This window comes from Pseudomonas idahonensis (assembly GCF_037903935.1).
Lineage (GTDB): Bacteria > Pseudomonadota > Gammaproteobacteria > Pseudomonadales > Pseudomonadaceae > Aquipseudomonas > Aquipseudomonas danubii.
In genome coordinates, this window is the sequence record NZ_CP149586.1 from 5,820,979 (window position 1) to 5,846,187 (window position 25,209).

Below are 25,209 nucleotides of genomic sequence, written 5' to 3' on the forward strand. Positions count from 1 at the left end.
CAGAGCGAACCTATAAGATTTGCTAGCTTACGGCGACGCTGCGCCCTCATTAAGTTTGTTCATCAAGTAGCAACTGACAGGATGTTAGTGATGCAGCAGGAAATGGCGACGGCCCTGCGACCAGATCAGGTGGCCAGTGCCTCCAAGGTGTTGAATTCCCTCCCAGCTCCGGCCAATAACTCTCCCCGCCTACAAAAAAGCCCACGCTCTTCCAGACACCACGTGTTTATCTACAACACCCTTGGGGCTGGATCATGAGCCTCAGACGATACCGCTTTGTACTTTCCCGTCCTTTGCAATTACTGCCAGTGCTCTTCGGTATCAGCCTGACGACTTTTGTGATGGTACGTTCGATTCCAGGAGATCCAGCCCGAATTCTGTTGGGCAGCCGCAGCACCCCAGATGCCTTGGTGAAAATCAGAACCCAGTACGGTCTTGATCAGTCTCTATGGCAACAGTATCTCTATTTCCTGAAGAATCTTTTCAATGGCGAACTAGGCCAATCCTTGCTGTACAAAATCGATACGCTGAAGCTCATAAGTACCCGCATTGAGCCTACGCTACTGCTCGTTTCGGGGAGCGTAATGCTGGCGTTATTGATTGCACTACCTCTGGCCATTTTGGCAGCACGCAATCAAGGTGGCTGGCTTGATCGATTGATCCGGTTGCTGAGCACCGCGGGTCTGGGCATGCCAGCATTCTGGTTGGGAATCATGCTGATTCTATTGTTCAGCGTGCAATGTGGCCTATTCCCGGTATCCGGTTACGGCCGTACATGGCTAGAAAAACTGCACCATTTAGTACTCCCTTGCTTGACTGTTGCTCTAGCGTTGTCGTCATTGCTGATTCGAAATCTGCGTGCAAGCCTCATTGATGAAATGCAAGCCGAGCATATCGCTGCAGCCCGAGCACGAGGCCTCGATGAGAGAGTCATCTTTCGTCGCCATGTCTTGCCCAATGCATTGATCCCCACCGTAAACCTGCTAGCCGTGAACGTTGGCTGGCTGATCAGCGGTACCGTCGTGATTGAAAGTTTGTTCGCAATCCCAGGCGTGGGTCAGTTGCTGGTACGCGGGATATTCACCCGCGATTACATGGTGGTACAGGGGGTAACGATGGTACTGGCCTGCTCAACAGTGGCTGTGAACTTCCTTGCCGACCTCCTGACAGTCGCAATCGACCCAAGAGTCAAAGTCCAATGAGCAGCATCACTACGGTTGCAAATGAGCGACAACACCTGGGGGCCAATAGGGGCCAACTGAATCTGACTCTAGGATTGGCCATTCTTTGTTCCTGGCTCTTGCTGGCAATACTGGCGCCATGGGCAGCACCGTTCGACCCGCTTGAGCACAATATCGAGTTGCGTTTAAACGCCCCAAGCCTCGCCCACCTGTTTGGTACCGACAACTTCGGGCGCGACATCCTTTCCCGAGTCATCTGGGGAGCTCGGGTAGACCTTCAGCTTTCGCTGCTAGGCGTCATCCTGCCATTTCTAATTGGTACCTCAGTAGGAGCTTTATCAGGCTACATAGGTGGGTACTTCGACACCCTGTGCATGCGCCTGATCGATATCATCCTGGCTTTTCCCTTTCTGGTGCTGATGCTGGCGATCATGATGCTGATCGGTCCCGGACTTGGCAGTTTCTACATTGCCATTGCGTTAGTGGGATGGGTCTCCTACGCCCGCCTGACGCGCTCACAAATTCTGGTTCTCAAGAAAAGCGACTTCGCATTGGCAGCGAAAAGCCTGGGGTTCAACCACATGAGAATCCTGTTCCGTCATCTGCTACCCAATGCGCTTTTCAGTTCCATTGTGTTCTTCATGTCCGACGCAGTACTAATCCTCCTCAACGGTGCGGCCGTCAGTTATCTCGGCCTTGGTGTTCAGCCACCTACTGCTGAGTGGGGAACAATGATCGCCGAAGGCCAGAGTTTTATTACTTCAGCCTGGTGGATCTGCACATTTCCAGGGTTGGCGATCATCTCCTTGGCAATGGGTTTCAGTCTGATTGCCGATGGCATCGCCGGCATACTCGGAAAGCGCTCGTGAAGTCCCCTCTCCTGCAAGTCGACGAACTTAGCGTTATTGCACGCTCGGCAGAGCGTGAGACCACTTTAGTGGACAGCCTCTCATTCACACTCGCGGAAGGAGAAATACTTGGCCTCGTAGGCGAAAGCGGCAGCGGCAAGACCCTCGCCTGTCGCGCCCTTATGCGCCTGTTGCCAGCGCACAACCTGCATATTCAGGGGCGCGCCGTGAAACTTGGCGATACCGACCTACTGCAACTGAGCGAGGATGAAATACGCACAGTACGAGGTCGCCAGTTAGGCATGGTGTTCCAAAACCCCACAAATCATCTCGACCCACTGATGCGCATCGGCGAACAAATCAGTGAAGGTATTCAACTGCACCATGAAGTAACCAGACGAGAAGCGCGTGCACTGGCCATCGACCTGCTGAGACAGGTCGGCATCCCCGACCCACGGGCCCGAGCAGAACACTACCCACATGAATTCTCAGGCGGTATGCGACAACGGGCAATGATCGCTGTAGCCCTAGGCTGCAATCCAAAAATACTGATTGCCGACGAACCGACTACCGCTCTGGATGTGACGGTCCAGGCACAAATTCTGCGACTGCTTCTGAAATTGCGAGATGAACGAGGCTTGTCACTGATCCTGATCAGCCACGACTTGGGAGTTGTAGCCCAAACCTGTGATTCGATTGCAGTGATGTACGCAGGCAGGCTTTGTGAGCTAGGCACAAGACATGAGGTTCTGAGGTCTCCACAGCACCCTTATACAGCGGGTTTGATTAGCTGCCAGCCAGCATTCAACAAGGGATATGGCCCCTTGAAAACAATACCCGGCCAGCCGCCTTCTTTCGACGCCCTTGCTCAAGGGTGTCGATTCGCTCCGCGCTGCCAACAATCCGTGGATCTGTGCATCAACAAACAACCGGAACCGCAGCCATCCCATGCAGAGCAACTCGTCGCCTGCCACTTCCCACTCAAGCCAGGAGTTTTGCCTTGAGCTTGCTTAACGTTAGAGAACTGCACGTACATTTTCCCGCCAGCACCTCTTGGTTAGGAATGCGTAGCCGTTGGCTGAAAGCCGTCAATGGCGTCTCCCTGAATCTGGCGCAGGGAGAGATTCTGGGGTTGGTGGGCGAATCGGGGAGTGGCAAAAGTAGTCTTGGCAAAGCAATTCTGTGTTTAAACAAAACCAGTGGAGGAAAGATCGTTTTCGACGGGACAGACATTACTGCTGGTAAGAAGCGCGATATTCAACGTCTGCGACACGAAACTGCAATGATTTTCCAAGACCCATACACAGCGCTCAATCCAAGACTGAGTGTTGGCGAAACGCTAAGTGAAGTCCTACGAATACAGCGTAGATTGCCCCCAGAGTGCATCGCCGAGCGGGTGGAAGAGTTGCTCAGACTGGTAGGACTACCAGTGGAGATAGCTTCTCGCAAACCAAGATCCCTCAGTGGTGGCCAATGCCAGCGAGTGGGAATCGCGCGGGCGCTCGCGGTCGAACCTCGATTAATTGTCGCCGATGAGTGCATCTCGGCCTTGGACGTCTCTATCCAAGGACAGATCATTAACCTGCTACTGGAGTTACGTCAGCAGATCAATTTGACACTACTGTTTATCAGCCATGACCTGTCAGTCGTTCGTCGAATCTGCGATCGAGTGGCCGTTATGTACATGGGACAGATCATCGAAGAGGGGCCGGTGGAGGCCATATTCAATCATCCACTCCATCCATACACGGCCGCCTTGATCAGCGCCATTCCACAACTAGACCCAAGCCAGGCTTTACCACAACCGTTACCAGGCGAGCCGCCTAGCCCGATGCGGCTACCCGCAGGCTGCGCCTTTCACTCACGCTGCAGTTACGCGCAGTACGTTTGCGCCAATACCCAACCCCCTACCCGGTATCTGAAGAGCCGGCGCTACAACTGCATATTAGAAGAAACGCAGTTCAAAAACTAAAAAACGCACATCAACAGGGAATTTGATCATGAAGGCAAGACATCGAAAGATATTGGTAGCCGCTTCATTTCTGGTCTGCGCATTGACCACGGGCGTTTCGCAAGCTGCAGGAGTTCTGACGATAGGCTGCCGGGAAGAAAGCACTACCTTCGACCCGATCAAAAGCGCACAGAATCGCGACAGCTGGGTGTTCACCAATGTCTATGACGTGCTGGTACGAGTCGACAAAGCCGGGACCAAGCTACTACCCGGGCTGGCAGAAAGTTGGAAGATTTCCGACGATGGCCTGACCTACACCTTCAAGCTGCGTCCGGCCAAATTTTCCGACGGTTCATCTATCAGCGCCCAGGATGCAGTCTTCAGCCTGCTACGTATTCGCGATGATAAAACGTCGCTGTGGACTGACACCTACGCCATTCTCGACAAGGCCGAAGCGCCAGACTCCCAGACCCTGGTGCTCACGTTGAAAAGCCCCTCGGTGCCCTTTCTCTCGCAGTTGGCCTCACCCAACGCTTCAATCCTGTCGCAACAAGCAATGGCAAGAATGGGTGACGAAGCCTACGCCCAGCAACCCGTTTCATCCGGCGCCTTTGTGGTCAAGGAGTGGTTACGCGGCGATCGAGTGATTCTGGAAAAGAACCCACACTTCTGGCAAGCCGACACAGTAAGCCTGGATGGCGTGGAGTGGATCTCCATTCCCGACGACAACACACGGATGCTGAAAGTACAGGCAGGAGAGCTGGACTCCGCACTCTTCGTGCCCTTCTCACGAGTCGATGCGCTGAGAAAAGATCCAAATCTGGTCGTGCATCTGGATCCTTCCACACGAGAAGATCACCTTTTGATCAACCACGAACACGGCCTGCTAGGCAAACCACAAGTGCGTGAAGCCCTGGACCTGGCCATCAACAAGAAGTCTTTGGTTGATACCGTGACCTTCGGGCATGGCGAAGTGGCCTACTCATACATTCCCAAAGGCGCGATGTACCATTACGCCGATAACCTGCAGCGTCCCTACGACCCTGAAAAAGCCAAAAAGCTGTTAGAGCAAGCCGGAGCCAAAGGACTGCAACTCAATTACGTGGTCAACGCCGGTAATGAGGCCGACGAACAGATCGCTGTGCTCGTACAGAACCAGTTGGCGGCCGTCGGGGTAAAGGCCAATCTCCAGAAAGTCGATCCCAGCCAAAGCTGGCAGATGCTCGTGGATGGCGACTACGATCTTTCTGTCATGTATTGGACTGCTGACATCCTCGACCCAGACCAAAAAACCACCTTTGTTCTGGGGCACGACACCAACATGAATTACATGACCCGCTACAAAAACCCACAGGTCAAGGAGTTGGTGGCTGCCGCACGGGTGGAAATGGACGCCTCCAAGCGCGAGCAAATGTATGTGGATCTGCAAAAGCTCGCTAAGCAGGACGTGAACTGGATCGACCTCTACTACAGCCCGTACATCAACATTTCGCGCAAGAACATCGAAAACTTCCAGCAAAGCCCAATGGGCCGCTTCTCCCTGGAAGAAACCGTCAAGAACTGACCCGTCAAAGCCGCGCAACCAGAGCAGCCGGCCTGGTTGCGCGAGGCTCTCGCCAGCCCCAAAAAGCAGCGCCGATAGCCACATCAAGGTCGGTATCACGCATGCCCACACCTCCCCAGTCTGCTGCAATGCCGCTTCATGGCCCACCCGAGTGTGGCGCCGCGCATCGCTCATTGCAGACAAGGACCCGTGCCATGCAGATGCCCAAGACCCTTCAGATCCACAACGGTGAAAAAGTCCCTTCAACCTTCTCCCTTGAAGAATACGCCCAGCGCCTGAGCACGCTGCGAGCCTATATGGCCCAGCAGGATATCGACGCGGCGCTGTTCACCTCCTACCACAACATCAACTACTACGCCGACTTCCTGTATTGCTCTTTCGGCCGTCAGTACGCCCTGGTGGTGACCCGGGAACGTAGCGTGCTGATCAGCGCCAATATCGACGGCGGGCAGCCCGGGCGTCGGGCGGTCTGCGATGATCAGGTGGTGTACACCGACTGGCACCGGGGCAACTTCTTCGTCGCGGTCAAACAGGCCTTGCCGCAGGCAGCACGGCTGGGCCTGGAGTTCGATCAACTGACCCTGCCCAGCCACCAGGCCTTCGCCGAGCTCTATCCTCGGGCGCAACTCCTGGATATTGCTGCCCCGTGCATGAGCATGCGCATGCTCAAGTCAGTCGAAGAACAGGCACTGATCCGCCAGGGTGCACGCATCGCCGACATCGGCGGGGCCGCCGCCATCGATGCCCTGCAGGATCAGGTATCGGAATACGATGTGGCCCTGCACGCCACACAGGCCATGGTGCGGGAAATCGCCCGGACCTTTCCCGCAGCCGAATTGATGGACACCTGGACCTGGTTTCAATCAGGGATCAATACCGACGGCGCACACAATCCGCTGACCTCGCGGCGCATCAGCCCGGGAGAGGTACTCAGCCTCAACTGTTTCCCGATGATCGCCGGTTACTACACCGCGCTGGAGCGCACACTGTTCCTTGGGCATTGTCCCGACGCTTATCTGCGGCTGTGGGAAATCAACCTCAAGGTGCATGAGGCCGGATTGCAACTGATCAAGCCCGGAGCCCGCTGCAGCGACATTGCCCGACAGTTGAACGAAATCTACCTGGAACACGACTTGCTGCAATACCGGACCTTCGGCTACGGCCACTCGTTCGGCATCCTCAATCACTACTACGGGCGCGAGACCGGGCTGGAGTTTCGCGAGGACGTGGACACTGTGCTGGAGCCCGGCATGGTGGTGTCCATGGAGCCGATGATCAGGCTACCCGAAGGCAGTCCAGGTGCCGGTGGTTATCGTGAGCACGACATTCTGATCGTCAACTCCCAAGGCGCGGAAAACATCACCCGGCTGCCCTACGGACCACAGCACAACATCATCGACCGCTGAAGAAACAATCAGGACCACTCGACCGGGATGCTCAACGCGCTCTTGATCAACAGGCATCTACAAAGCCAACAAGCCGTGAAGATTGCAGCGATTACCTCTGAAACCCAACGAGAAAAAGCTTAAGCAACAAGAGCTTTCAGGGCTTATCCAGGATGAGCCCTGAAACCCAATAGAAACAGATGCCATGCATTTCACTCAGGTGTCTGCCCGGATACTTTCGAAGTCATGCACAACGAGCAAACACGGCATGCCCCATCGTTCGGTAGCGATCCAGACACAACTAAGTGAAAACTCGACATTACAAGTAACCGACCATGTTCACTTTATGGAATCAAAGCATTGCGCTTGGCAAACTCCGCCAGGCTTACTTGCGACTCCAACCCCAGCTTCTGCAACAGTCGGGTCTTGTAGGTGCTGACTGTCTTGTTGCTCAAGAACAGTTTTTCACCAATGGCCTTGTTGGAATGTCCCTGTGCTAGATACTGCAACACGATCATTTCCCGATCAGTCAGCAGGCCTATCTGCTCCGCCTCGGACTGTTGTTCCGCCGTGGGCATGGAAACATCCAAAGCCATCGACGGATAAAAAGTGTAGCCGGCCAACACAGCATTCAGAGCCACCACCAGATTGCCCAGATCCTCCTCCTTGTTGACGAAACCCCGAGCTCCCAGCTGAATACAGCGTCTGCAGAAGCTTTCAATCGACTGCGAGGTCAGCACCAGCACTTCAGTGGGCAAGCCCAGAGCCTTGATACGTGAAAGCACCTTGAGGCCATCCAGCTTGGGAATACCGATATCGAGGATTACCACATCCGGCCCATGCTCGCGCACCAACTCCAGCGCATCCAATCCATTGTCTGTTTCGGCCACCACCCGCATGTTGTTCTTTTCCAGCAAGACCTTAACGGCGAGCCGAACAACAGGATGATCGTCAACTATCAATACGCTGTGCATATTGTCACTTCACCTTAAAAACCCGGCCTTCGGTTGAGCCGGACCGACCGGAAAATATACGTAACCGCACCCTATATGCTGCAACTTACGTATCCGTATAAAGACGCTGATGTCATGTAGAAATTTCGTGTACAGCACCTTGATGTCGTCCAGAAATTTCAGATTCCCGGCAAATAACAGAGGATACAAGGGGTTAATGACTCCTCCTTAAGGAATCAGACAGTCTGATTTTTCAATGAGAAATTTCCTACCGCACATAAGGATTTGCCTAATGGCTGCAACTCTAGAGCCTTAGCACTATGACCGGCAAATAATGACATGAGCCGGCAATGCAAAATTTGAACGTTCTGGTCCTGGAAGATGAACCGCTGCAACGCCTGGTTACCGTCACTGCACTGAAAAAAGTGATGCCTGGGCAGGTGCATGAAGCGGCCAGCGGTAGTGAAGCCCTGGCACTGCTGGAGCACTGCGAAAGGATGGACATTGCCATCTGTGACCTGAAAATGCCCGGAATGGACGGTTTGGCCTTCCTGCGCCACGCCAGCCAAAGCGGCAAACTGCACTCCGTGATCCTGTGCAGCCAGATCGAGCCGATTCTGCGCCAAACTACCGTCTCGATGATCAGGCGCCTGGGCTTGAACTTCCTGGGTGATCTGGGCAAGCCCTTCAATCTGGAGCGCCTGACCACCCTGCTGACTCGTTATCAGAACCAGCGCCACGGTCTGGTCACTGCTCTGAGAAAGTCCGAACTACCCACCCTGGCGGACGTGATTCGCGGCCTGGACAACGGCGAATTCGAACCCTACTACCAACCCAAGGTGGCACTCGACAACGCGTCGCTCCAGGGGGCGGAAGCGCTAGCCCGCTGGAATCATCCACAGTTGGGAGTACTGCCGCCTTCGCACTTCCTGCACATCATGGAACACCACAGCTTGCTGGACCGCCTGTTCTGGCAACTGTTCGACCAGGGCCTGGCCTTGCGCCGCAAACTGGCGCAAAAAGGCATTCCCCTGAGTTTCTCGTTCAATCTGCACCCATCACAGCTGGCGTCCCAGACGCTGACCGAATCCATTGCCACCCTGCTCGTACTGTTTCAGGTTCCATCCAGCAGCATCACCTTTGAAATCACCGAAACCAGTCTGATCAGCGCTCCCGCCAGTAGCCTGGAAAATCTGGTACGCCTGCGGGTAATGGGCTGCGGCTTGGCCATGGATGACTTCGGTGCGGGCTACTCCTCCCTGGATCGCCTCTGCGAGTTGCCCTTCAGTCAGATCAAGCTCGACGGCACTTTCGTGCGCAAGATGGGGCATCACCCCAGAAGCAGCGCCATCATTGGCTACACGGTGGCGCTCGCCCGTTCATTGGGTATGTCGCTGATTATCGAAGGAGTGGAAACCCGCGAGCAGCAGCAACGCCTACTGGAGCTGGGATGCGACATAGCCCAGGGCTTCGTGTTTGCACGCCCGATGCCGGAAAGCCATTTCATTGCCTACTGCATTCGTTAGTCCCTTGGGAGAGCCGATCAAAGAGGCGACCCGTTGCTCAGGTTCTGTACCGCCCGCCGGGCGCTCATTGCGTTGTGACTCGTTGATCGAGCCATCTGGCCCCCCACTATCTGAAGCGATCATGCATTCACGACTTTTCTGGCTTTTTATCTGCCTGGCGATATTGGCTGTTCAACCGGCAGCGGCCCAGCTTCCGAGTTTGCCCAATACGCTGTACAGCACGGCACGCCTCGATCACCACGACCTTGCCCTTGACGATGAAGACTGGCGTTGGCTGCGCCACAGGTCGGAACTGAAAATCGGTGCCGTGGCTACAGAATCGTCCCCCTTCAATGTCAGCTACAACGACAATCACTACGAGGGCATTACCGCTGACGTCAGCGCTCTGATTGGGCAGATACTCGGGGTTCGCATCAAGATCGTGTCCTTTGCCACCCGGGCAGAGGCCACGCAAGCCTTACAGGCTGCCAATATCGACTTGCTAGGCAGCTACAGCTCCGAGCAGCCTGCCGAGGCCGTCAGGTTTACTCGCCCCTTCGCCGAAGCCCGACTGGCACTGTTCAAACGCAAGGATGAATTGCGCAAATCGCCCTCCAACCTGGCCGGACTACGAGTTTCTGTGGCCCAGGAACACAGCGCGCAACTGCAGTCGCGCTTTCCCTTGGCCCACTTGATGGTCTATCCCACCCATGACGAGGCCATAGCCGCGGCAGCCTTTGGCCATACCGACATGTACGTGGACGATGTTCTGAGCGCCTATTTCCGCATCAATCGTTCCTACTATGGCTTTCTCAAGTTCGAGCGCTTCGCCGACTTTTCCCAAGGCGGCTACGGTTATGCGCTCCAAGAGGATAACCAGCGCCTGCTGCGGATTATCAACCAGAGCATTGACGCGATCGGTAAGGAAAAACTCCTCAATCTGAGTCGGCGCTGGGTGGGTAGCGGCCTCATTGCGTCGGACCAAAGGATGGCACTGACGCCGGAAGAGTCGCGCTGGATAGCCCGCAACCCAGTCATACGCCTGGTGATCAATGACGATCTGGCGCCCATTGCCTTCTTCGACGCCAATGGCGTTTTCTCGGGTGTCACCGCTGAACTGCTGGACGTGCTATCACAGCGCACCGGACTCGACTTCCAGGTCACCGCTCGCAACGGCGGCTACCCGGAACAGATTGAAGCCTTGCGCCAATCAGAGGCCGACCTGGCCATCATGACTGCCAGTGAACAACGCGAAGACAACCTGCGCTTCACTCGCTCCTTCCTGACCAGTCCCTTCGTCCTCGTGACCCAGACCGACAAGAAAGGCATGGCACAGCGGCCTGGAGACCTGGCAAACAAGCGCCTGGCCATCCCTTCCGGACACGTGACACTGCAGCATGTGCGCGAGCGCTACCCGAAAGCCGAAGTCATTGAAGTCGGCACCTCGCTGGACGCCATGAACATGGTCTATACCGGCGGCGCCGATGCCGCGGTGGTGTCATTGCCGGCCTCGCGTTACTACATTGTCCGCCTGTTCCAGAATCGCCTGGCTGTTGCCGATCTGATTCACACCCGGCAGGCGACCGCCAGCTTTGCCCTGAGGCGAAGCGATTCGGAACTGCAATCCATCCTCGATAAAGCCCTGATCAGCCTCCCGACGGACGATTTGAACGCCATCGCCAACCGCTGGCGCTCACCGCCGGGCATGAGCAGCGAAACCTGGCGCGACTACGCGTTGATGATCGCCGAAATCATAGCTGGCGCTTCGTTGCTGCTCCTGCTGTCGCTGCTCTGGGTCGTCTATCTGCAACGCCGGGTCAAGGCCGAGAAAACGCTCAATGAACAATTGCGCTTTATCGAGACCCTGGCAGAGAACATGCCCCCGGCCCTCTATCTCCGGGACATTGAGGGCAACATGCTGTCCTGCAACCGCAGCTATCTGCAGAGCGTCGGTCTGAGTGCCGAGGACATCCTGGACAAGACCGTGCAGGAACTACCTGATGAGCACTTTGCGGCAGGGCCCGACCTGCACCAGAACTACCTGCAAGCGATCAATGACGGCAAGACCATTACCTCGGTATATGCCGTGCAATTGCAGGGCAAGGACGTCTGGATCGAGCACTGGATTCAGCCATTCCAGGACGCCACCGGTGTCACAAAGGGCGTGATCTGCGTCTGGCTGGACATAACCAAGCACCGTCATCTGGTTCAGGAACTGAAGGAGGCGAAGAATCTCGCCGATGAGGCCAGCCGGGCCAAGACCACCTTCCTGGCCACCATGAGCCATGAAATACGCACGCCAATGAACGCCATCATCGGCATTCTGGAACTGGCGCTCAAACGCGCCGACAGCGATCGGATCGAGCGCTCCAGCATTGAAATCGCCTACAGTTCGGCCAAGAGCCTGCTGGAGCTGATCGGCGATATCCTCGACATTGCCCGCATCGAGTCCGGACGCCTGAGCCTCTCGCCCAAACGCGCCAACCTGCGCGAACTGGTGGAATCAGTGGCTAGAGTGTTCGAGGGGCTGGCCCGGCAGAAATGCCTGAGCCTGATCCTCGAGATCGACTCCAGCATCAACGGCGATGTGCTGGTGGACGGGATGCGTTTCAAGCAGATCCTGTCCAATCTGGTGAGCAATGCCATCAAGTTCACCGAAGCCGGTTTTATCAAGGTGACCATTTCCGGCGAGCTGGTGGAAAACGCTGTGCTGCGGGTCGAGCTCAGTGTCGAAGACTCGGGAATTGGTATTTCCCCCAGCAACCAGCAACGCCTGTTCCAACCTTTCGCACAGGTAGAGCGCAACGTGCAGACCATCGAGGGCACAGGGCTGGGGCTGGTGATTTGTCGTTCCCTGTGCGAAATGATGGGTGGCCAGGTGTCGATGAGCAGCACCCTGGGGCATGGCACCCGGGTGGATGTGGCGCTGAGTTTGCAAGTACTGGAGCGCACGGCCACCTCTGAGCGTCCGCCTCAGGTCAAGAGGCGCTACACGCACCGTTTGCAGATTCTGGTGGTAGACGATCATCCGGTGAACCGCCAGGTCCTGCAGCAGCAGCTGTGCTTTCTCGGACATGACGTGTTCGAAGCGGAGAACGGCCTGGAGGCACTGCATCTCTGGCGCGAGCAGGACTTTGACGTGATCATCACCGACTGCCACATGCCCATCATGAACGGCGCCGAGATGAGCCGGGCGATCCGCCAGGATGAGCGGGACAAGGCCTGCGAACCAATGATGATCATCGGCCTGACCGCCGACGCCCAGCAGGAAGAAGTGGAACGTTGCATCCAGGCGGGAATGAATGATTGCCTGATCAAACCCATCAGCCTGGATGAGTTGGAAGAACGTCTGCTGGCCATGGGACAAGCCGATGAGAGCGAACGTGAGAACCTCATCCCCACGAAGCCCACCAGCCCCCGCTCTTCTCGGGTATTCGACCTGGAGTCATTGCATACCCTGGTGGGCAGCGAGCCGACGATGTTGCATCACATCTTGAGTGAGTTGCTCAGTAACAATCGCATGGACATGCAGAGCCTCGACACCTTGCTTCAAGAGCAGGCAACAGTTGAGTTGGCAGAGTTGGCGCATCGTATCAAGGGCGCTGCGCGCGTGGTCAATGGCGAAGATTTGGTAGAGAGTTGTCGTCAGCTGGAAGATGCCTGCCTGAGCCCCGACCTGTCCCTGAACATGGTCAAGGAATGCGTGGAACAGGTGAAACAGGCCATCATCACCCTCGAACAGCGCCTGTTTGAACAACGTAGGGTCTGGGAAGAACTGCCTATCGACTGACAACAAGAGGCCCGCCTCCCGGGCTGCCCCTCGACCTCAGCGCTTTTTTGCAGACAAACGAAAAAAGGCACCTCTAGAGGTGCCTTTTATCGTGAATATGGTCGGGGTAAGGGGATTCGAACTCCTGACATCCTGCTCCCAAAGCAGGCGCGCTACCGGACTGCGCTATACCCCGGTAAAAAAAAGGCACCTTTAAAAGGCGCCTTCTGCGAACAGAGCTTTTGGCGTCTGATCTTAAGATTCGATTCCAGCGAACTGGTCTCAAAAATGGTGGGTCGTGTGGGATTCGAACCTACGACCAATTGGTTAAAAGCCAACTGCTCTACCAACTGAGCTAACGACCCAAAAATGGTCGGGGTAAGGGGATTCGAACTCCTGACATCCTGCTCCCAAAGCAGGCGCGCTACCGGACTGCGCTATACCCCGGTTTGAAATTGGCTCCGTGACCAGGACTCGAACCTGGGACCCAATGATTAACAGTCATTTGCTCTACCGACTGAGCTATCACGGAACTACATATTTCAAGTTACAACGTTTTTACTTCATCCTCTTCGGCTTTCCCGTATCGCTACGTTCATGCCTCTGAGGCGCGCTATTTTACAATCTTCAAACTACCTGTCAACCCCTTAAATTGCTTTTAAGACAATGATTTGCGACTTCATTGCCGGTTTCTTCTACATCAGAAAAAACCTAGGGGGTGACTGACTGCGGGGCGCACTTTACAAGCCTTTTCCTTTCAGTTCAACGCCCTAGTGAAAAAAAAGGCCTCGCCATACGAGGCCTTTTCATCAATACGCCACTGTGCGATCAGGCAAAGACGATTTCATCGTCCCGCACCGATGCAGTGACTGTTGCTCCTGGCAGGAAGCCACCGGACAGGATCAACTGGGCCAACGGGTTCTCGATCCAGCGCTGGATCGCACGCTTCAGCGGCCGTGCGCCATACACCGGGTCGTAACCCACGGCGATCAGCTTGTCCAAGGCCTCGTCGCTCAGTTCCAGGCTCAGCTCGCGCTCCGCCAGACGGCTGCGCAGGCGCCCCAACTGGATCTGCGTGATGCCAGCGATCTGATCCCGTGCCAGAGGCTCGAAGATCACCACTTCGTCGACCCGGTTGATGAACTCCGGCCGGAAGTGGGTGGACACCGCATCCATCACCGCTGCCCGCTGTGCCTCGCGATCCCCTACCAATTCCTGGATCTGTGCCGAGCCCAGGTTGGAGGTCATGACGATCACCGTATTGCGGAAGTCCACGGTACGCCCGTGGCTGTCCGTCAGGCGACCATCTTCCAGAACCTGCAGCAGGATATTGAACACATCCGGGTGCGCCTTCTCGACTTCGTCCAGGAGGATGACCGAGTACGGCTTGCGACGCACGGCTTCGGTCAGGTAGCCACCTTCTTCATAACCAACATAGCCTGGCGGCGCACCGATCAGGCGAGCCACGGAGTGTTTCTCCATGAACTCGGACATATCGATCCGCACCATGGCTTCCTCGGTATCGAAGAGGAACTCCGCCAAGGCCTTGCACAACTCAGTCTTACCCACCCCGGTTGGGCCGAGGAACATGAACGAGCCACTTGGCCGGTTCGGATCGGACAAGCCAGCCCGGGAGCGGCGCACTGCGTTGGATACCGCCACCACGGCTTCGTTCTGACCAATCACCCGTTGATGCAGCAGGCTTTCCATCTTCAACAGCTTGTCGCGCTCGCCTTCGAGCATTTTCGACACCGGGATGCCGGTCCACTTGGACACCACTTCGGCAATTTCTTCCTCGGTGACCTTGCTGCGCAGCAACTGGTTCTCGCTGTGGCCGTGCTGGTCGACCATCTGCAGGCTGCGCTCCAGGTCCGGGATCACCCCGTACTGCAGCTCGGCCATGCGATTAAGGTCACCTTTACGCCGCGCCGCTTCCAGCTCCTGACGCGACTGCTCGATCTTCTGCTGGATCTGCGCAGAGCCCTGCACTTCGGCTTTCTCCGAGGTCCAGACTTCTTCCAGGTCAGCGTACTCACGCTCCAGGCGGACAATCTCTTCCTGGAGTTTTTCCAGGCGCTTGATCGCCGCCTCGTCGTCCTCCTTCTTCAGCGCCTGGGATTCAACCTTGAGCTGAATCAGGCGCCGCTCCAGACGGTCCAGCACTTCCGGCTTGGAGTCGATCTCCATGCGGATGCGGCTGGCGGCCTCGTCGATCAGGTCGATGGCCTTGTCCGGCAGTTGCCGATCAGTGATGTAACGATGGCTGAGCTTGGCCGCAGCAATGATCGCGCCATCGGTGATCGCCACCTTGTGGTGCACCTCATAGCGCTCCTTCAGGCCGCGCAGGATGGCGATGGTGTCTTCCTCGCTCGGCTCGTCCACCAACACTTTCTGGAAGCGCCGCTCAAGGGCTGCATCCTTCTCTATATATTGGCGGTACTCGTTGAGCGTGGTGGCACCGACGCAATGCAGCTCGCCACGGGCCAGGGCCGGCTTGAGCATGTTGCCCGCATCCATCGAGCCTTCGCCTTTACCGGCGCCGACCATGGTGTGCAGCTCGTCGATGAACAGGATGATCTGACCTTCCTGCTTCGACAGCTCGTTGAGCAGGGATTTCAGGCGTTCCTCGAACTCGCCACGGTACTTGGCACCGGCAATCAGCGCGCCCATGTCCAAGGACAGCAGGCGCTTGCCTTTCAGGCCATCAGGCACTTCGCCATTAATGATCCGCTGGGCCAGGCCTTCGGCGATGGCGGTTTTACCCACGCCAGGTTCACCGATCAGCACCGGGTTGTTCTTGGTCCGGCGTTGCAGCACCTGGATGGTCCGGCGAATTTCATCGTCACGCCCGATCACCGGGTCAAGCTTGCCCTCTTCGGCGCGCTTGGTCAGGTCGACGGTGTACTTGTCCAGAGCCTGGCGCGACTCTTCGACGTTGGCGTCATTCACCGCCTCGCCGCCGCGCAGGTTATTGATGGCGTTTTCCAGGGCTTTCTTGCTCACGCCCTGACCCAGCAGCAACTTGCCGAGCTTGCTGTTTTCATCCATGGCGGCCAGCAGTACCAGCTCGCTGGAAATGAACTGGTCGCCTTTCTGCTGAGCCAGGCGATCGGCCTGGTTGAGCAGGCGCGCCAGATCCTGGGACATGTTGACGTCGCCAGTGGGGTTCTGGATTTTTGGCAGTTGGTCGAGCTCTTTGCTCAGTTCCTTGCGCAGGCTGTTGACGTCGAAGCCCACCTGCATCAGCAGTGGCTTGATCGAGCCGCCTTGCTGTTCCAGCAGCGCCTGCATCAGGTGCGCAGGTTCAATGGCCGGATGATCGAGGCCAACGGCCAAGGATTGAGAATCGGATAAGGCCAGCTGCAATTTGCTGGTTAATCGGTCTATACGCATTAGTCACCTTCCTTTTGAGCAGGCCGGAGCGATGGACACACCTAAATAGAGAAACCTGCCAGATGATTCTCTAGATGCGGTCGATTCTGGGAGATTCAAGCGTCAGCTGCTTGACGCAGGTCAGATTAGTCTAGCGTTGAAGCCAGATAAGGGAGGCAAAACGCCCGGTACGTGGGCTGCGTCGATAAGAGAAGAAGCGTGGATCGGTCACGGTGCAGTAGCCACCACCATAGACCGCCGTCACACCCCGGGTGGCCAGACGCAGGCGCGCCAACTGGTAGATGTCAGCCATGAAGCGCCCGGCATTGACGCTAGGGACAAAGGCTTGCTCCGCAGCCGCCAATTGGGCAACGAAAGCTTCACGGACCTCCGCACCCACTTCGAAACTCTGTGGACCTATAGCGGGCCCCAGCCATACCAAGACCTCAGCGGCGGGGACATCCAGGTTGTCGAGAGTGGCTTCCAGCACTCCGGCTGCCAGCCCGCGCCAACCGGCATGGGCTGCCGCGACCCGGGTTCCGGCTCGGTTGCAGAACAACGCAGGCAGGCAGTCGGCGGTCATCACCGCACAGGCAATGCCTGGCGTGGCGGACCAACTGGCATCGGCGCTGACCACGACGCCAGGATCGGCGTGAGCCACAGCAATCCCGTGCACCTGTTGCAACCAGGCCGGGGCAATATCGAAGTGCTCGGTCAGGCGCCGGCGATTCTCGGCCACCGCTTGAGGCCGATCCTCAACGTGGTCGCCCAGATTGAGGCTGTCAAACGGCGCCAGGCTGACGCCGCCATCGCGGGTAGTAACACAGGCTTTGACCCCAGCCGGCGCGGGCCAGTCAGGAATCAGCCAGCCACTCATCCGATGAACGCCTCACGGTCCTGCTTGAGCAGCGACAACAACCAGACGAAGTCATCCGGCAGCGGCGATTCCCAGCTCATGCGTTGACCAGTGGTCGGATGGTCCAACTCCAGGAAGCGCGCATGCAAGGCCTGGCGCGGGAAGTTTTTCAGCGACTCGACCATGGTCTGGCTGGCCGCCGGCGGAATGCGGAAGCGACCGCCGTAAGCCGGATCGCCCACCAGCGGGAAGTTGATGTGGGCCATGTGCACCCGAATCTGGTGAGTACGACCGGTTTCCAGCTTGACCCGTACATGGGTGTGGGAACGGAAGCGCTCCAGAACGCGGTAGTGGCTGACAGCCTGCTTGCCACCCTCCATCACCGCCATGCGCTGGCGCTGCTGGCCGTGGCGACCAATGGGAGCATTGATCTTGCCACCCGCAGTCACTACACCGATCACGATGCATTCATAGATGCGGCTGACGCTGCGGCTCTGCAACTGAGCCACCAACTGGGTCTGCGCTTGAATGGTCTTGGCCACCACCATCAGACCGGTGGTGTCCTTGTCCAGACGGTGGACGATACCCGCCCGCGGCACATTGATAATGTCGGGGATGTGATGCAGCAGGGCATTGAGCAGCGTGCCATCGGCATGGCCGGCAGCCGGGTGCACCACCAGGCCCGCAGGCTTGTTGATCACCAGGATGTCATCGTCTTCAAAGACGATGTCCAGCTCGATGTCCTGGGCGATCCACTCACCCTGAGCCTCCTGCTCGGCGGTCAGTTCGAGAACGGCACCACCGTGCACGATGTCCCGAGGGCGGATCACCGCTCCGTCAACAGTCAGGCGGCCGTCTTTGATCCAGGCGGAAAGGCGCGAGCGCGAATGCTCAGCGAATAGTTGTGCGGCGACTTGATCGAGGCGTTGACCGCCCAGTTCGGACGGCACCTCTGCGCGAAGTTCAATTTTATCGGACATGCTCGGACTGGGCGTCGGCACAGCCTTTGGTTTCGGCTGCGCGCTTGTGGTTAAATACGGCGTCTTTTGCCCCGAGGCTTTCAACGGGGCGCTCATCATAACAGGACGGCCCCGCCCAAGACAGCGGCCGTCATAGGGACGCAAGCCGCCATGCAAGTGAAACACCTGCTGCTGATCGCCATCCTCGCACTGACCGCTGCTTGCTCATCGAAGGAAGTCGTTGACGAAAACCTGAGCGAAGTCGAGTTGTACCAGCAGGCGCAGACCGACCTGGACAACCACAGCTACACCAGCGCCACCGCCAAGCTCAAGGCCCTGGAATCGCGCTATCCCTTTGGTCGCTACGCCGATCAGGCACAGCTCGAGCTGATCTACGCCAACTACAAGAATGCCGAGCCAGAGGCTGCGAAATCCGCCGCCGAGCGCTTCATTCGCCTGCACCCACAACACCCGAACGTCGACTACGCCTACTACCTCAAGGGCCTGACTTCCTTCGATCAGGACGTCGGCCTGCTGGCGCGCTTCCTGCCACTGGACATGACCAAGCGTGACCCGGGTGCCGCCCGCGACTCCTACAACGAGTTCGCCCAGCTCACCAGCCGCTTCCCCAACAGCCGCTACGCCCCGGACGCCAAGCAGCGCATGATTTACCTGCGCAACCTGCTGGCCGCCTACGAAATCCACGTAGCCGACTATTACCTGACCCGTCAGGCCTATGTCGCCGCCGCCAACCGTGGCCGCTACGTGGTGGAAAACTTCCAGGAAACCCCTTCCGTGGGTGACGGCCTAGCGGTGATGACCGAGGCCTACCAGCGTCTGCACCTGGATGAACTGGCTGCCACCAGCCTGGAAACCCTGAAGCTCAACTACCCTGACCACCCAAGCCTGGTTGATGGTCAGTTCGTGCCACGGGTGGCCGAAGCCGACAACCGCTCCTGGCTGAGCAAGGCCACCCTGGGCCTTATCGAGTCCCGTCCACCGCTGCCGCCGGGAGAAACCCGCGCCAATCAGGACGTGATGAAGCAGTATCAGGATGCCAAGGACGCGATCCCGTCGGAGCTCAAGCCTAAAGACAGCAACGGCGACGTGGTCGAGGAAGAAGAGCACGAGGCCACTGGCAACAACAGTGACCGCTCCTGGTTCAGCTACATGACCTTCGGCGTGTTCGACTGATAGCGCCGCAGTAAAAAAGGGAGACTTCAAGTCTCCCTTTTTCATGCCCGCAGCTTTATGGGCCTGTGCGCCCGCCGGGCGCTTGGATAAACTGCTCCCTCTTTTCCCCATAAAGCTGGTCACCATGGTTCGTCTACTGTTCTGGATCGCTCTGATTGCCGCTGCGGTATGGTTCTGGCGCAAATTCAAGCGCCCCGCTGCAACTCCCCGCACACCCCAGGAGCCGGCGAGTACGCCAATGGTGCGCTGCGCTCACTGCGGCGTACACCTGCCTCAGAACCGGGCGTTGAGCCTGTCACAACAGTGGTACTGCAGCCAGGCCCATCTGGAGCAGGGCCCGGACAGCCAGGATCGCTGAGCCCTACACCCATCGTCCGCACAATTGGCGACAAAATAACCCGCCCCCGGCACCCTGCGCCGCCCATCCCAAGGGCCTAGACTGATCTCTCGCCCCCCAACACGGGCGCTATTGCCCGCTGTTGACTGACCCATGAAAACGGCAGCCGCCATGAACCCAATGCCCAGGGTGCTGGTGGTCGATGAGGCCATGGAAGTCCGTGCCCTCGTGGAAATCACCCTCGGCCGCATGCGCCTGCACACCCAAAGTGCCCGCACCTTGCAGGAAGCCCGGACTCATCTGACCCGGGAGCGCTTCGACCTGTGCCTGACAGACCTGCATTTGCCGGATGGCAGCGGACTGGACCTGCTGCTGCATATTCGCCAATGCCACCCTCAATTGCCGGTCGCACTTCTAAGCAATGACCCAGGCACGCAGGCCAGCGCCCTGGAAGTCGGGGCTTGCGACCTGCTGCACAAGCCTCTACACCCCATACGCCTTCGAGAATGGATAAGCAGCAGACTGAAGCGGCTGCCCACCACCACAAAAAACCTACCCGACCATCAGTTGTTGGGGCACTCACCGCCCATGGACAACCTGCGCCAACACATCGACAAGTTGGCCCCCAGCCTGGCGGCGGTCTACATCAGCGGCGAATCCGGCAGTGGCAAGGAGCGAGTGGCGCGTTTGATCCACCAGTTGGGTCCCAGGGCCAGGGCGCCCTTCATTCCGGTCAACTGTGGTGCCATTCCTGGCGAACTGATGGAGAGTGAGTTTTTCGGTCACCGCAAAGGCAGCTTCAGTGGCGCCCTTGCTGATCAGCCTGGACTGTTCCAGGCCGCTGAGGGGGGAACCCTGTTCCTCGACGAGGTCGCCGACCTGCCTCTAGCCATGCAGGTGAAGCTACTGCGTGCACTGCAGGAAAGGTCTGTGCGCCCGGTGGGCAGCCAGGAGGAAAGAGCCGTCGATGTGCGGATTCTCTGTGCCACTCACAAGGATCTGAAGTGCGAGGTAGAGTCCGGCCGCTTTCGCCAGGATCTCTACTACCGCTTGAATGTGATCGAACTGCGAGTCCCCGCGCTGCGCGAGCGCCCAGGAGATATCGAGATACTGGCGCGGCATATTCTGCAACGCCTGGCCAAATCCGGCGACAAGCCTGCCACCCAACTGAGCCCGCAAGCTCTGCAAGCCCTGGAGCGCTACGACTTTCCCGGCAACGTACGTGAACTGGAAAACCTGCTGGAGCGGGCCCAGACCCTTTGCGAGGGTCCGTGGATCGAGCTGAGCGACCTGCATCTGCCTGTCAGTGAACACCAGGACGCCCCCTCCCCCTCGCTCCCTCCCAACCTGGACCTCGCGCTGCACCTGCAACAGGTGGAGCGCCATTTACTGCTCCAGGCCCTGGAGGAAAGCCGCTGGAACCGCACGGTGGCGGCCCGACGGCTGAGTCTGTCCTTGCGTTCGATGCGTTACCGCATGAAGAAGCTTGGCCTGAATTAAATTCGACCTTCGGGCGCATAAGGCGCCGGATCGATGATCGGCGCTTGTCCCAGCAGCAGGTCGCAAAAAAGCTGGCAGGAAGCGGGCGCCAGCACCAGGCCGTTACGGTAATGCCCACAGTTGAGCCACAAACCGGCAAAGCCGGGAACTGGCCCGATGTAGGGAATGCCCTCCGGCGACCCCGGACGCAGCCCAGCCCAATGCCCCACGACCTCAGCGTCCGCCAGCGCCGGGATCAGCTCGACAGCAGAAGCCTTGAGGCTTTCCAGAGCGGATGCAGTCGGCGTCTTGTCGAACCCTTCGTGCTCCAGAGTACTGCCTACCAGGATGTGTCCGTCACGCCGGGGAATCGCATAACGGCCCTTGGCCAGGACCATGCAGGACAGGAAGTCGGCAGCGCATTTGTACAGGATCATCTGCCCTTTGACCGGTTCCACCGGCAGTACAAGCCCCAGGCTGCCCAGCAACTCGCCACTCCAGGCCCCGGCGCAGAGCACCACCTGATCGGCGCGGATCTCACCCAGCGAACTGTGCACGCCTGCCACCTGCCGGCCTTCACAAATAAAGCCGCTGACGCTGCACTGCTCGTCGATGTGCACGTTGGGCAAAGCCTGCAAAGCGGCCTTGAGGGATTTGACCAGCCGCGGATTACGCACATTGGCCACATTGGCCATGTAGATCGCCCGCTGGTAGCCGCTCCCCAGCACCGGCACCCCATCATGTACCGCCGAGATATCCACAGCGCTCAGGGGCCGACCCTCGCGCCGCGCCCATTGCAAGGCCTGGGCCTCATCCTCCAGGTCCAGCCAGTAGAGCCCGGTGGTATGCACTTCGGGATCAACCCCGGTAGCACTCAGCAGTTGCTCCGCCAGCTGTGGATAAAAGTCCTGGGACCAATGGGCCAGCGCCGTGACTGCCGGGCTGTAGCGCCAAGGGTACAGCGGCGAGACGATGCCTCCACCAGCCCACGACGACTCACGCCCCAGCTCCGAACGCTCTACAAGCCGCACCTGCTGGCCCCGGGACGCCAGATTGAAAGCCGTGAGCAGGCCGATCACTCCGCCGCCCACCACCAGCACTTGCTGTTGCTTGACCATAATTCGATCCAATCATGAGAAAGACAGTGGGCGCCGCAGCTCCCCGATACAGAGACTCAGCGTCCCCAGCAATCCTTAGCCGCCAGCCCGTCGGCTTGGCCGCTGATGCTGGTGGCACCTGTCTGATCGATGCTGAAGCTGCCGCATTTGTCCCCCGCCATCATCCCGTCGGCTTTTGGCGTCGCGGTCAGCGAGAACCCGCTGTCGCTCAGAGTCGGGGTGATGCTGTAGTACTCATTGCCGGTGCTCAGATCCGGGGCGTTGCTGTAGGCACCGGTCTTGGAGAAGTGGCGCTCAAGTTGCTGCGCCTGCTCGGTGAGCAGCACGGCGATTTCACTGCGATGGGGCTTCTTCATGTATTCGGTGATGCTGGGAAGGCTCAAGGTAAGGACCAGACCGATGATCGCAATCACGATCATGATTTCGATCAGGGTGAACCCTTGGTTGGATCTGCGCATGGTCAAGAATCTCGCTTACTGAATTTGTCGCCACAGGATGCGCCGGCTGCCACCGTCGTTTTTGTCCACCCGGGTGCTGATGCCGCCACTGGAATCGCGGATGATCTTGCCAGTGCCATGGGTGTGCGCAACCGCAGCGTCGAGCATCTTACCGCTGAACGCTTGCAGCTCGATCAATTTCCCACTACCAGTGTTTGAGTCGGGGCCATCGATCTTGAACGGCAGAAGGTTGCAGGACACCCGCCTAGCGTCACGAACATGCACCGGCCGCCACGGAACCACACCCATGGGCTGGCCGGCACTGCCCATCGCTGCACAAGGCAAGACCTGTCCGCGTACAAAGGGCAGAACATAAGGAGTGCTGGTTATCACTTCAGGCGCTGCTGCAACAGCGCCTGGGAGTAGGCTGTTGGCGGGACCGCGCGCCTGGGCCGGTCCCACTTGCCACAGACTGCCCAGCAACGTAGCGGCAACGACGAGCAACAGCCGGCTACCTTTCGAATCAGGTTCAGTATTTGGCATAAATGCTCTCCAAGACGCTGCGCGAATGACCGGCCAAACCCACGGCAGTCACTCGATACAAGGTGGCGACGGTATTGATCGGCAGGTTGACCGCATCCGTAGAAGCCCCCAGGTTCTGCACCCCATAGAAACCCTCTCCGGTGGCGATCCAGGTCACGGCGGAAACCCTGTTGAAGCCCGCGCTGCTGACCGCTGCAGACTCAGCGGGAGGGGCACATTCAGAAGGATTGGCGCATACCGACAAACGATAGTCATCCATGCGCACCGCGTTTTCCCCGAGGCGCAAGGCCGCTTCTGCAGCCTGGAATGCGCGGTTGTTCAAGGTCAGGCTGGCGCTCATCTTTTCCTGGAGGATGGCGTTCTGCAGCGATGACAGGCCGATCATGGTCAGCAGCAACAAGAACACCAGGCTCATCAACAGCGCCATGCCTCTCTCCCTGGTGGGCCCTGCGCGATTGATGCCAGGCATCAGGGCAACCTGTTACGCAAGGCCGCCACTAGCGTAAAGCGCTGCGGGCGCACACGCTGCTCGGGATCGGCCAATGTCAGCTGCAACCGCACGCTGCGAATACGTGCCGGATCTCCCGGGTTGCGGCTGTAGCTGGAAGCGGCACTATCCGTTGCGGTACGGGCCATGCCGAAACTCACCTCGAAGGCCTCGACATTATCCAGCAGCACCGCCTGCTGCTTGCCCAAGCCGTTGCCCAGCATCAACTGGTGGTCCTGGAGGCTATAGAACAGCCGGCGCAAGGCCAGTACCTGCTGCCCGTGCTCCCCTTGATGAGCACCCGAATAGACCACGGCGCTGCGCCGACAGTCGGTGACCAGGCTCCAGGTCGGCGTCCCGCCATAATCACCGATGTCGGCGGTGATCAAGGTCAGCTTGCGCTCGACATTGCTCCACTGAATCGGGGTGGCCGCGTAGCGGGAAAACTCCTTAGCCGTACTGCGATCATTGACGGTGCGCAGGCAACCGAAAAGCCCTGCCATGCGAATTTCCTGGAGCATCTTGCTCAGAACAAAACGCGCATCCTCCAGCAGGTAGGCCGAGGCGTTCTGGCTAAGGTAAGTAGCCTTCGCCGCGATAAACACCTGAGCCGCACCCAGCACCAGCACAAGGCTCAAAGCCAGTGCCAGCATTATCTCTACCAGCCCGAAGCCATGGCTGCCCTGCCTCATCGCGCCCCTCTCGAATCCACGGCCACGCGGCTGCTGAGCACCAGAGCGCGCTGACTGCGCGAATGCCCCTCGGCCCGGGAATCGTCCCACGTGATGCGGATGGTATAGACCTGCTGATTGACACTGATACTGCCCTTGGCGCTGGCCCCCCCGAAGTTCGCCACGTTGCTGGCGAAATCATGCAGGTCCTGATCCCGCACATTGCCCGGGCTGCCTGCGGCGGGAGTGGCAACACCATAGTCGGCCGCCGTATTGGCACGGATCCGGTCAAGCATGTCGTAGGCGATAAAGCTGGCCTGGGTGCTCATCCGTGAACTGTCGGTGTACTGCAAGGCCTTGATCTGGACCGCCGCGGCCCCCAGCAGCCCCACCGCGAGAATCAACAGGGCCACCAGCACCTCGATCAGGGTCATGCCGTCCTGTGCATGCTGCTCCCTCATGTTCCAATCTCCGTCACGCTCCCAAGCCCATGCAGACAACCACCGATCTCCGATGAAGCAGGCTCGTGTGAGCCCACAGAAACGATGGAAACCACTGCTCTCGACTTCAAAGGTTAGTGCCAGAGTCAGCCCCGGGCCG

General features: G+C 58.2%; 21 protein-coding genes and 4 tRNA genes. 11 read left to right on the forward strand and 14 right to left on the reverse strand.

Features of this window, described 5'->3' with window-relative positions:
• Positions 1–254 precede the first annotated feature (254 nt).
• From WIN67_RS26305 to WIN67_RS26330, 6 genes are all read left to right on the forward strand, one after another.
• Entirely contained in the window at positions 255–1,202 is a 948-nt protein-coding gene (locus tag WIN67_RS26305) for an ABC transporter permease (RefSeq protein WP_339070243.1), read from the forward strand.
• Complete coding sequence (locus WIN67_RS26310; RefSeq protein ID WP_339070244.1) at positions 1,199–2,050, forward strand: ABC transporter permease; 852 nt, start codon at positions 1,199–1,201, stop codon at positions 2,048–2,050. The genes WIN67_RS26305 and WIN67_RS26310 overlap by 4 nt, the downstream gene beginning before the upstream one ends.
• Positions 2,047–3,033, forward strand: coding sequence for an ABC transporter ATP-binding protein (locus WIN67_RS26315; RefSeq protein ID WP_339070245.1), 987 nt, complete (start codon positions 2,047–2,049; stop codon positions 3,031–3,033). The genes WIN67_RS26310 and WIN67_RS26315 overlap by 4 nt, the downstream gene beginning before the upstream one ends.
• On the forward strand, positions 3,030–4,001 hold the full coding sequence (locus WIN67_RS26320; RefSeq protein WP_339070246.1) for an ABC transporter ATP-binding protein: 972 nt from the start codon (positions 3,030–3,032) through the stop codon (positions 3,999–4,001). Before WIN67_RS26315 ends, WIN67_RS26320 begins: the two co-directional genes overlap by 4 nt.
• Positions 4,002–4,029: 28 nt before the next feature.
• Positions 4,030–5,544 carry an ABC transporter substrate-binding protein gene (locus tag WIN67_RS26325; protein WP_339070247.1) on the forward strand — a complete coding sequence of 505 codons (1,515 nt, stop codon included), beginning with the start codon at positions 4,030–4,032 and terminating at the stop codon, positions 5,542–5,544.
• Positions 5,545–5,738: 194 nt separating this feature from the next.
• A complete protein-coding gene (locus WIN67_RS26330) occupies positions 5,739–6,950 on the forward strand; it encodes a M24 family metallopeptidase (protein WP_339070248.1) in 1,212 nt (403 codons plus the stop codon).
• Positions 6,951–7,273: 323 nt separating this feature from the next.
• Here the strand turns inward: WIN67_RS26330 and WIN67_RS26335 are convergent, their stop codons facing one another.
• Positions 7,274–7,903: a response regulator transcription factor gene (locus WIN67_RS26335; RefSeq protein WP_110597075.1), complete on the reverse strand. Its 630-nt coding sequence runs from the start codon at positions 7,901–7,903 to the stop codon at positions 7,274–7,276.
• A gap of 329 nt (positions 7,904–8,232) precedes the next feature.
• On the opposite strand from WIN67_RS26335, the gene WIN67_RS26340 reads away from it, so the two are divergent.
• Complete coding sequence (locus tag WIN67_RS26340) at positions 8,233–9,408, forward strand: EAL domain-containing response regulator (protein WP_339070249.1); 1,176 nt, start codon at positions 8,233–8,235, stop codon at positions 9,406–9,408.
• A gap of 121 nt (positions 9,409–9,529) precedes the next feature.
• Positions 9,530–13,177: a transporter substrate-binding domain-containing protein gene (locus WIN67_RS26345; RefSeq protein ID WP_339070250.1), complete on the forward strand. Its 3,648-nt coding sequence runs from the start codon at positions 9,530–9,532 to the stop codon at positions 13,175–13,177.
• A gap of 98 nt (positions 13,178–13,275) precedes the next feature.
• Here WIN67_RS26345 and WIN67_RS26350 read toward each other — a convergent pair.
• From WIN67_RS26350 to rluD, 7 genes are all read right to left on the reverse strand, one after another.
• Positions 13,276–13,352 (reverse strand) — tRNA-Pro (locus WIN67_RS26350).
• Positions 13,353–13,445: 93 nt separating this feature from the next.
• Positions 13,446–13,521: transfer RNA gene (locus tag WIN67_RS26355), tRNA-Lys, on the reverse strand.
• A gap of 5 nt (positions 13,522–13,526) precedes the next feature.
• Positions 13,527–13,603: transfer RNA gene (locus tag WIN67_RS26360), tRNA-Pro, on the reverse strand.
• Between the two features lie 9 nt (positions 13,604–13,612).
• Positions 13,613–13,688: transfer RNA gene (locus WIN67_RS26365), tRNA-Asn, on the reverse strand.
• Positions 13,689–13,984: 296 nt separating this feature from the next.
• Positions 13,985–16,549, reverse strand: coding sequence for an ATP-dependent chaperone ClpB (gene clpB / locus WIN67_RS26370; RefSeq protein ID WP_102865463.1), 2,565 nt, complete (start codon positions 16,547–16,549; stop codon positions 13,985–13,987).
• Positions 16,550–16,679: 130 nt separating this feature from the next.
• Positions 16,680–17,405, reverse strand: coding sequence for a peptidoglycan editing factor PgeF (gene pgeF, locus WIN67_RS26375; RefSeq protein ID WP_339070251.1), 726 nt, complete (start codon positions 17,403–17,405; stop codon positions 16,680–16,682).
• On the reverse strand, positions 17,402–18,364 hold the full coding sequence (rluD, locus tag WIN67_RS26380; protein WP_339070252.1) for a 23S rRNA pseudouridine(1911/1915/1917) synthase RluD: 963 nt from the start codon (positions 18,362–18,364) through the stop codon (positions 17,402–17,404). Before rluD ends, pgeF begins: the two co-directional genes overlap by 4 nt.
• Before the next feature lie 150 nt (positions 18,365–18,514).
• Here rluD and WIN67_RS26385 point away from each other — a divergent pair, with 150 nt between their 5' ends.
• The 3 genes from WIN67_RS26385 to WIN67_RS26395 all read left to right on the forward strand — a co-directional run bounded on the left by WIN67_RS26385 (position 18,515) and on the right by WIN67_RS26395 (position 21,374).
• Positions 18,515–19,537, forward strand: coding sequence for an outer membrane protein assembly factor BamD (locus WIN67_RS26385; protein ID WP_102882249.1), 1,023 nt, complete (start codon positions 18,515–18,517; stop codon positions 19,535–19,537).
• A gap of 124 nt (positions 19,538–19,661) precedes the next feature.
• On the forward strand, positions 19,662–19,895 hold the full coding sequence (locus WIN67_RS26390; RefSeq protein WP_339070253.1) for a PP0621 family protein: 234 nt from the start codon (positions 19,662–19,664) through the stop codon (positions 19,893–19,895).
• Between the two features lie 150 nt (positions 19,896–20,045).
• On the forward strand, positions 20,046–21,374 hold the full coding sequence (locus tag WIN67_RS26395; protein WP_339071744.1) for a sigma-54 dependent transcriptional regulator: 1,329 nt from the start codon (positions 20,046–20,048) through the stop codon (positions 21,372–21,374).
• Here the strand turns inward: WIN67_RS26395 and thiO are convergent.
• From thiO to pilV, 6 genes are read right to left on the reverse strand one after another with little or no spacing between them, the layout of a single operon-like run.
• On the reverse strand, positions 21,371–22,471 hold the full coding sequence (gene thiO / locus WIN67_RS26400; RefSeq protein ID WP_110652086.1) for a glycine oxidase ThiO: 1,101 nt from the start codon (positions 22,469–22,471) through the stop codon (positions 21,371–21,373). The genes WIN67_RS26395 and thiO overlap by 4 nt on opposite strands.
• 56 nt (positions 22,472–22,527) lie before the next feature.
• The gene (locus tag WIN67_RS26405; RefSeq protein ID WP_102882252.1) at positions 22,528–22,929 is read right to left on the reverse strand and encodes a type IV pilin protein; all 402 of its coding nucleotides are present in this window, start codon (positions 22,927–22,929) and stop codon (positions 22,528–22,530) included.
• 15 nt (positions 22,930–22,944) lie between these two features.
• A complete protein-coding gene (locus tag WIN67_RS26410) occupies positions 22,945–23,451 on the reverse strand; it encodes a hypothetical protein (protein ID WP_339070254.1) in 507 nt (168 codons plus the stop codon).
• Positions 23,438–23,878, reverse strand: a complete 441-nt coding sequence (locus WIN67_RS26415) for a pilus assembly PilX family protein (protein ID WP_213665054.1) — start codon at positions 23,876–23,878, stop codon at positions 23,438–23,440. The genes WIN67_RS26410 and WIN67_RS26415 overlap by 14 nt, the downstream gene beginning before the upstream one ends.
• A gap of 41 nt (positions 23,879–23,919) precedes the next feature.
• Complete coding sequence (locus WIN67_RS26420; protein WP_339070255.1) at positions 23,920–24,630, reverse strand: PilW family protein; 711 nt, start codon at positions 24,628–24,630, stop codon at positions 23,920–23,922.
• The gene (gene pilV / locus WIN67_RS26425; protein ID WP_339070256.1) at positions 24,627–25,070 is read right to left on the reverse strand and encodes a type IV pilus modification protein PilV; all 444 of its coding nucleotides are present in this window, start codon (positions 25,068–25,070) and stop codon (positions 24,627–24,629) included. The genes WIN67_RS26420 and pilV overlap by 4 nt, the downstream gene beginning before the upstream one ends.
• Positions 25,071–25,209: the final 139 nt, after the last annotated feature.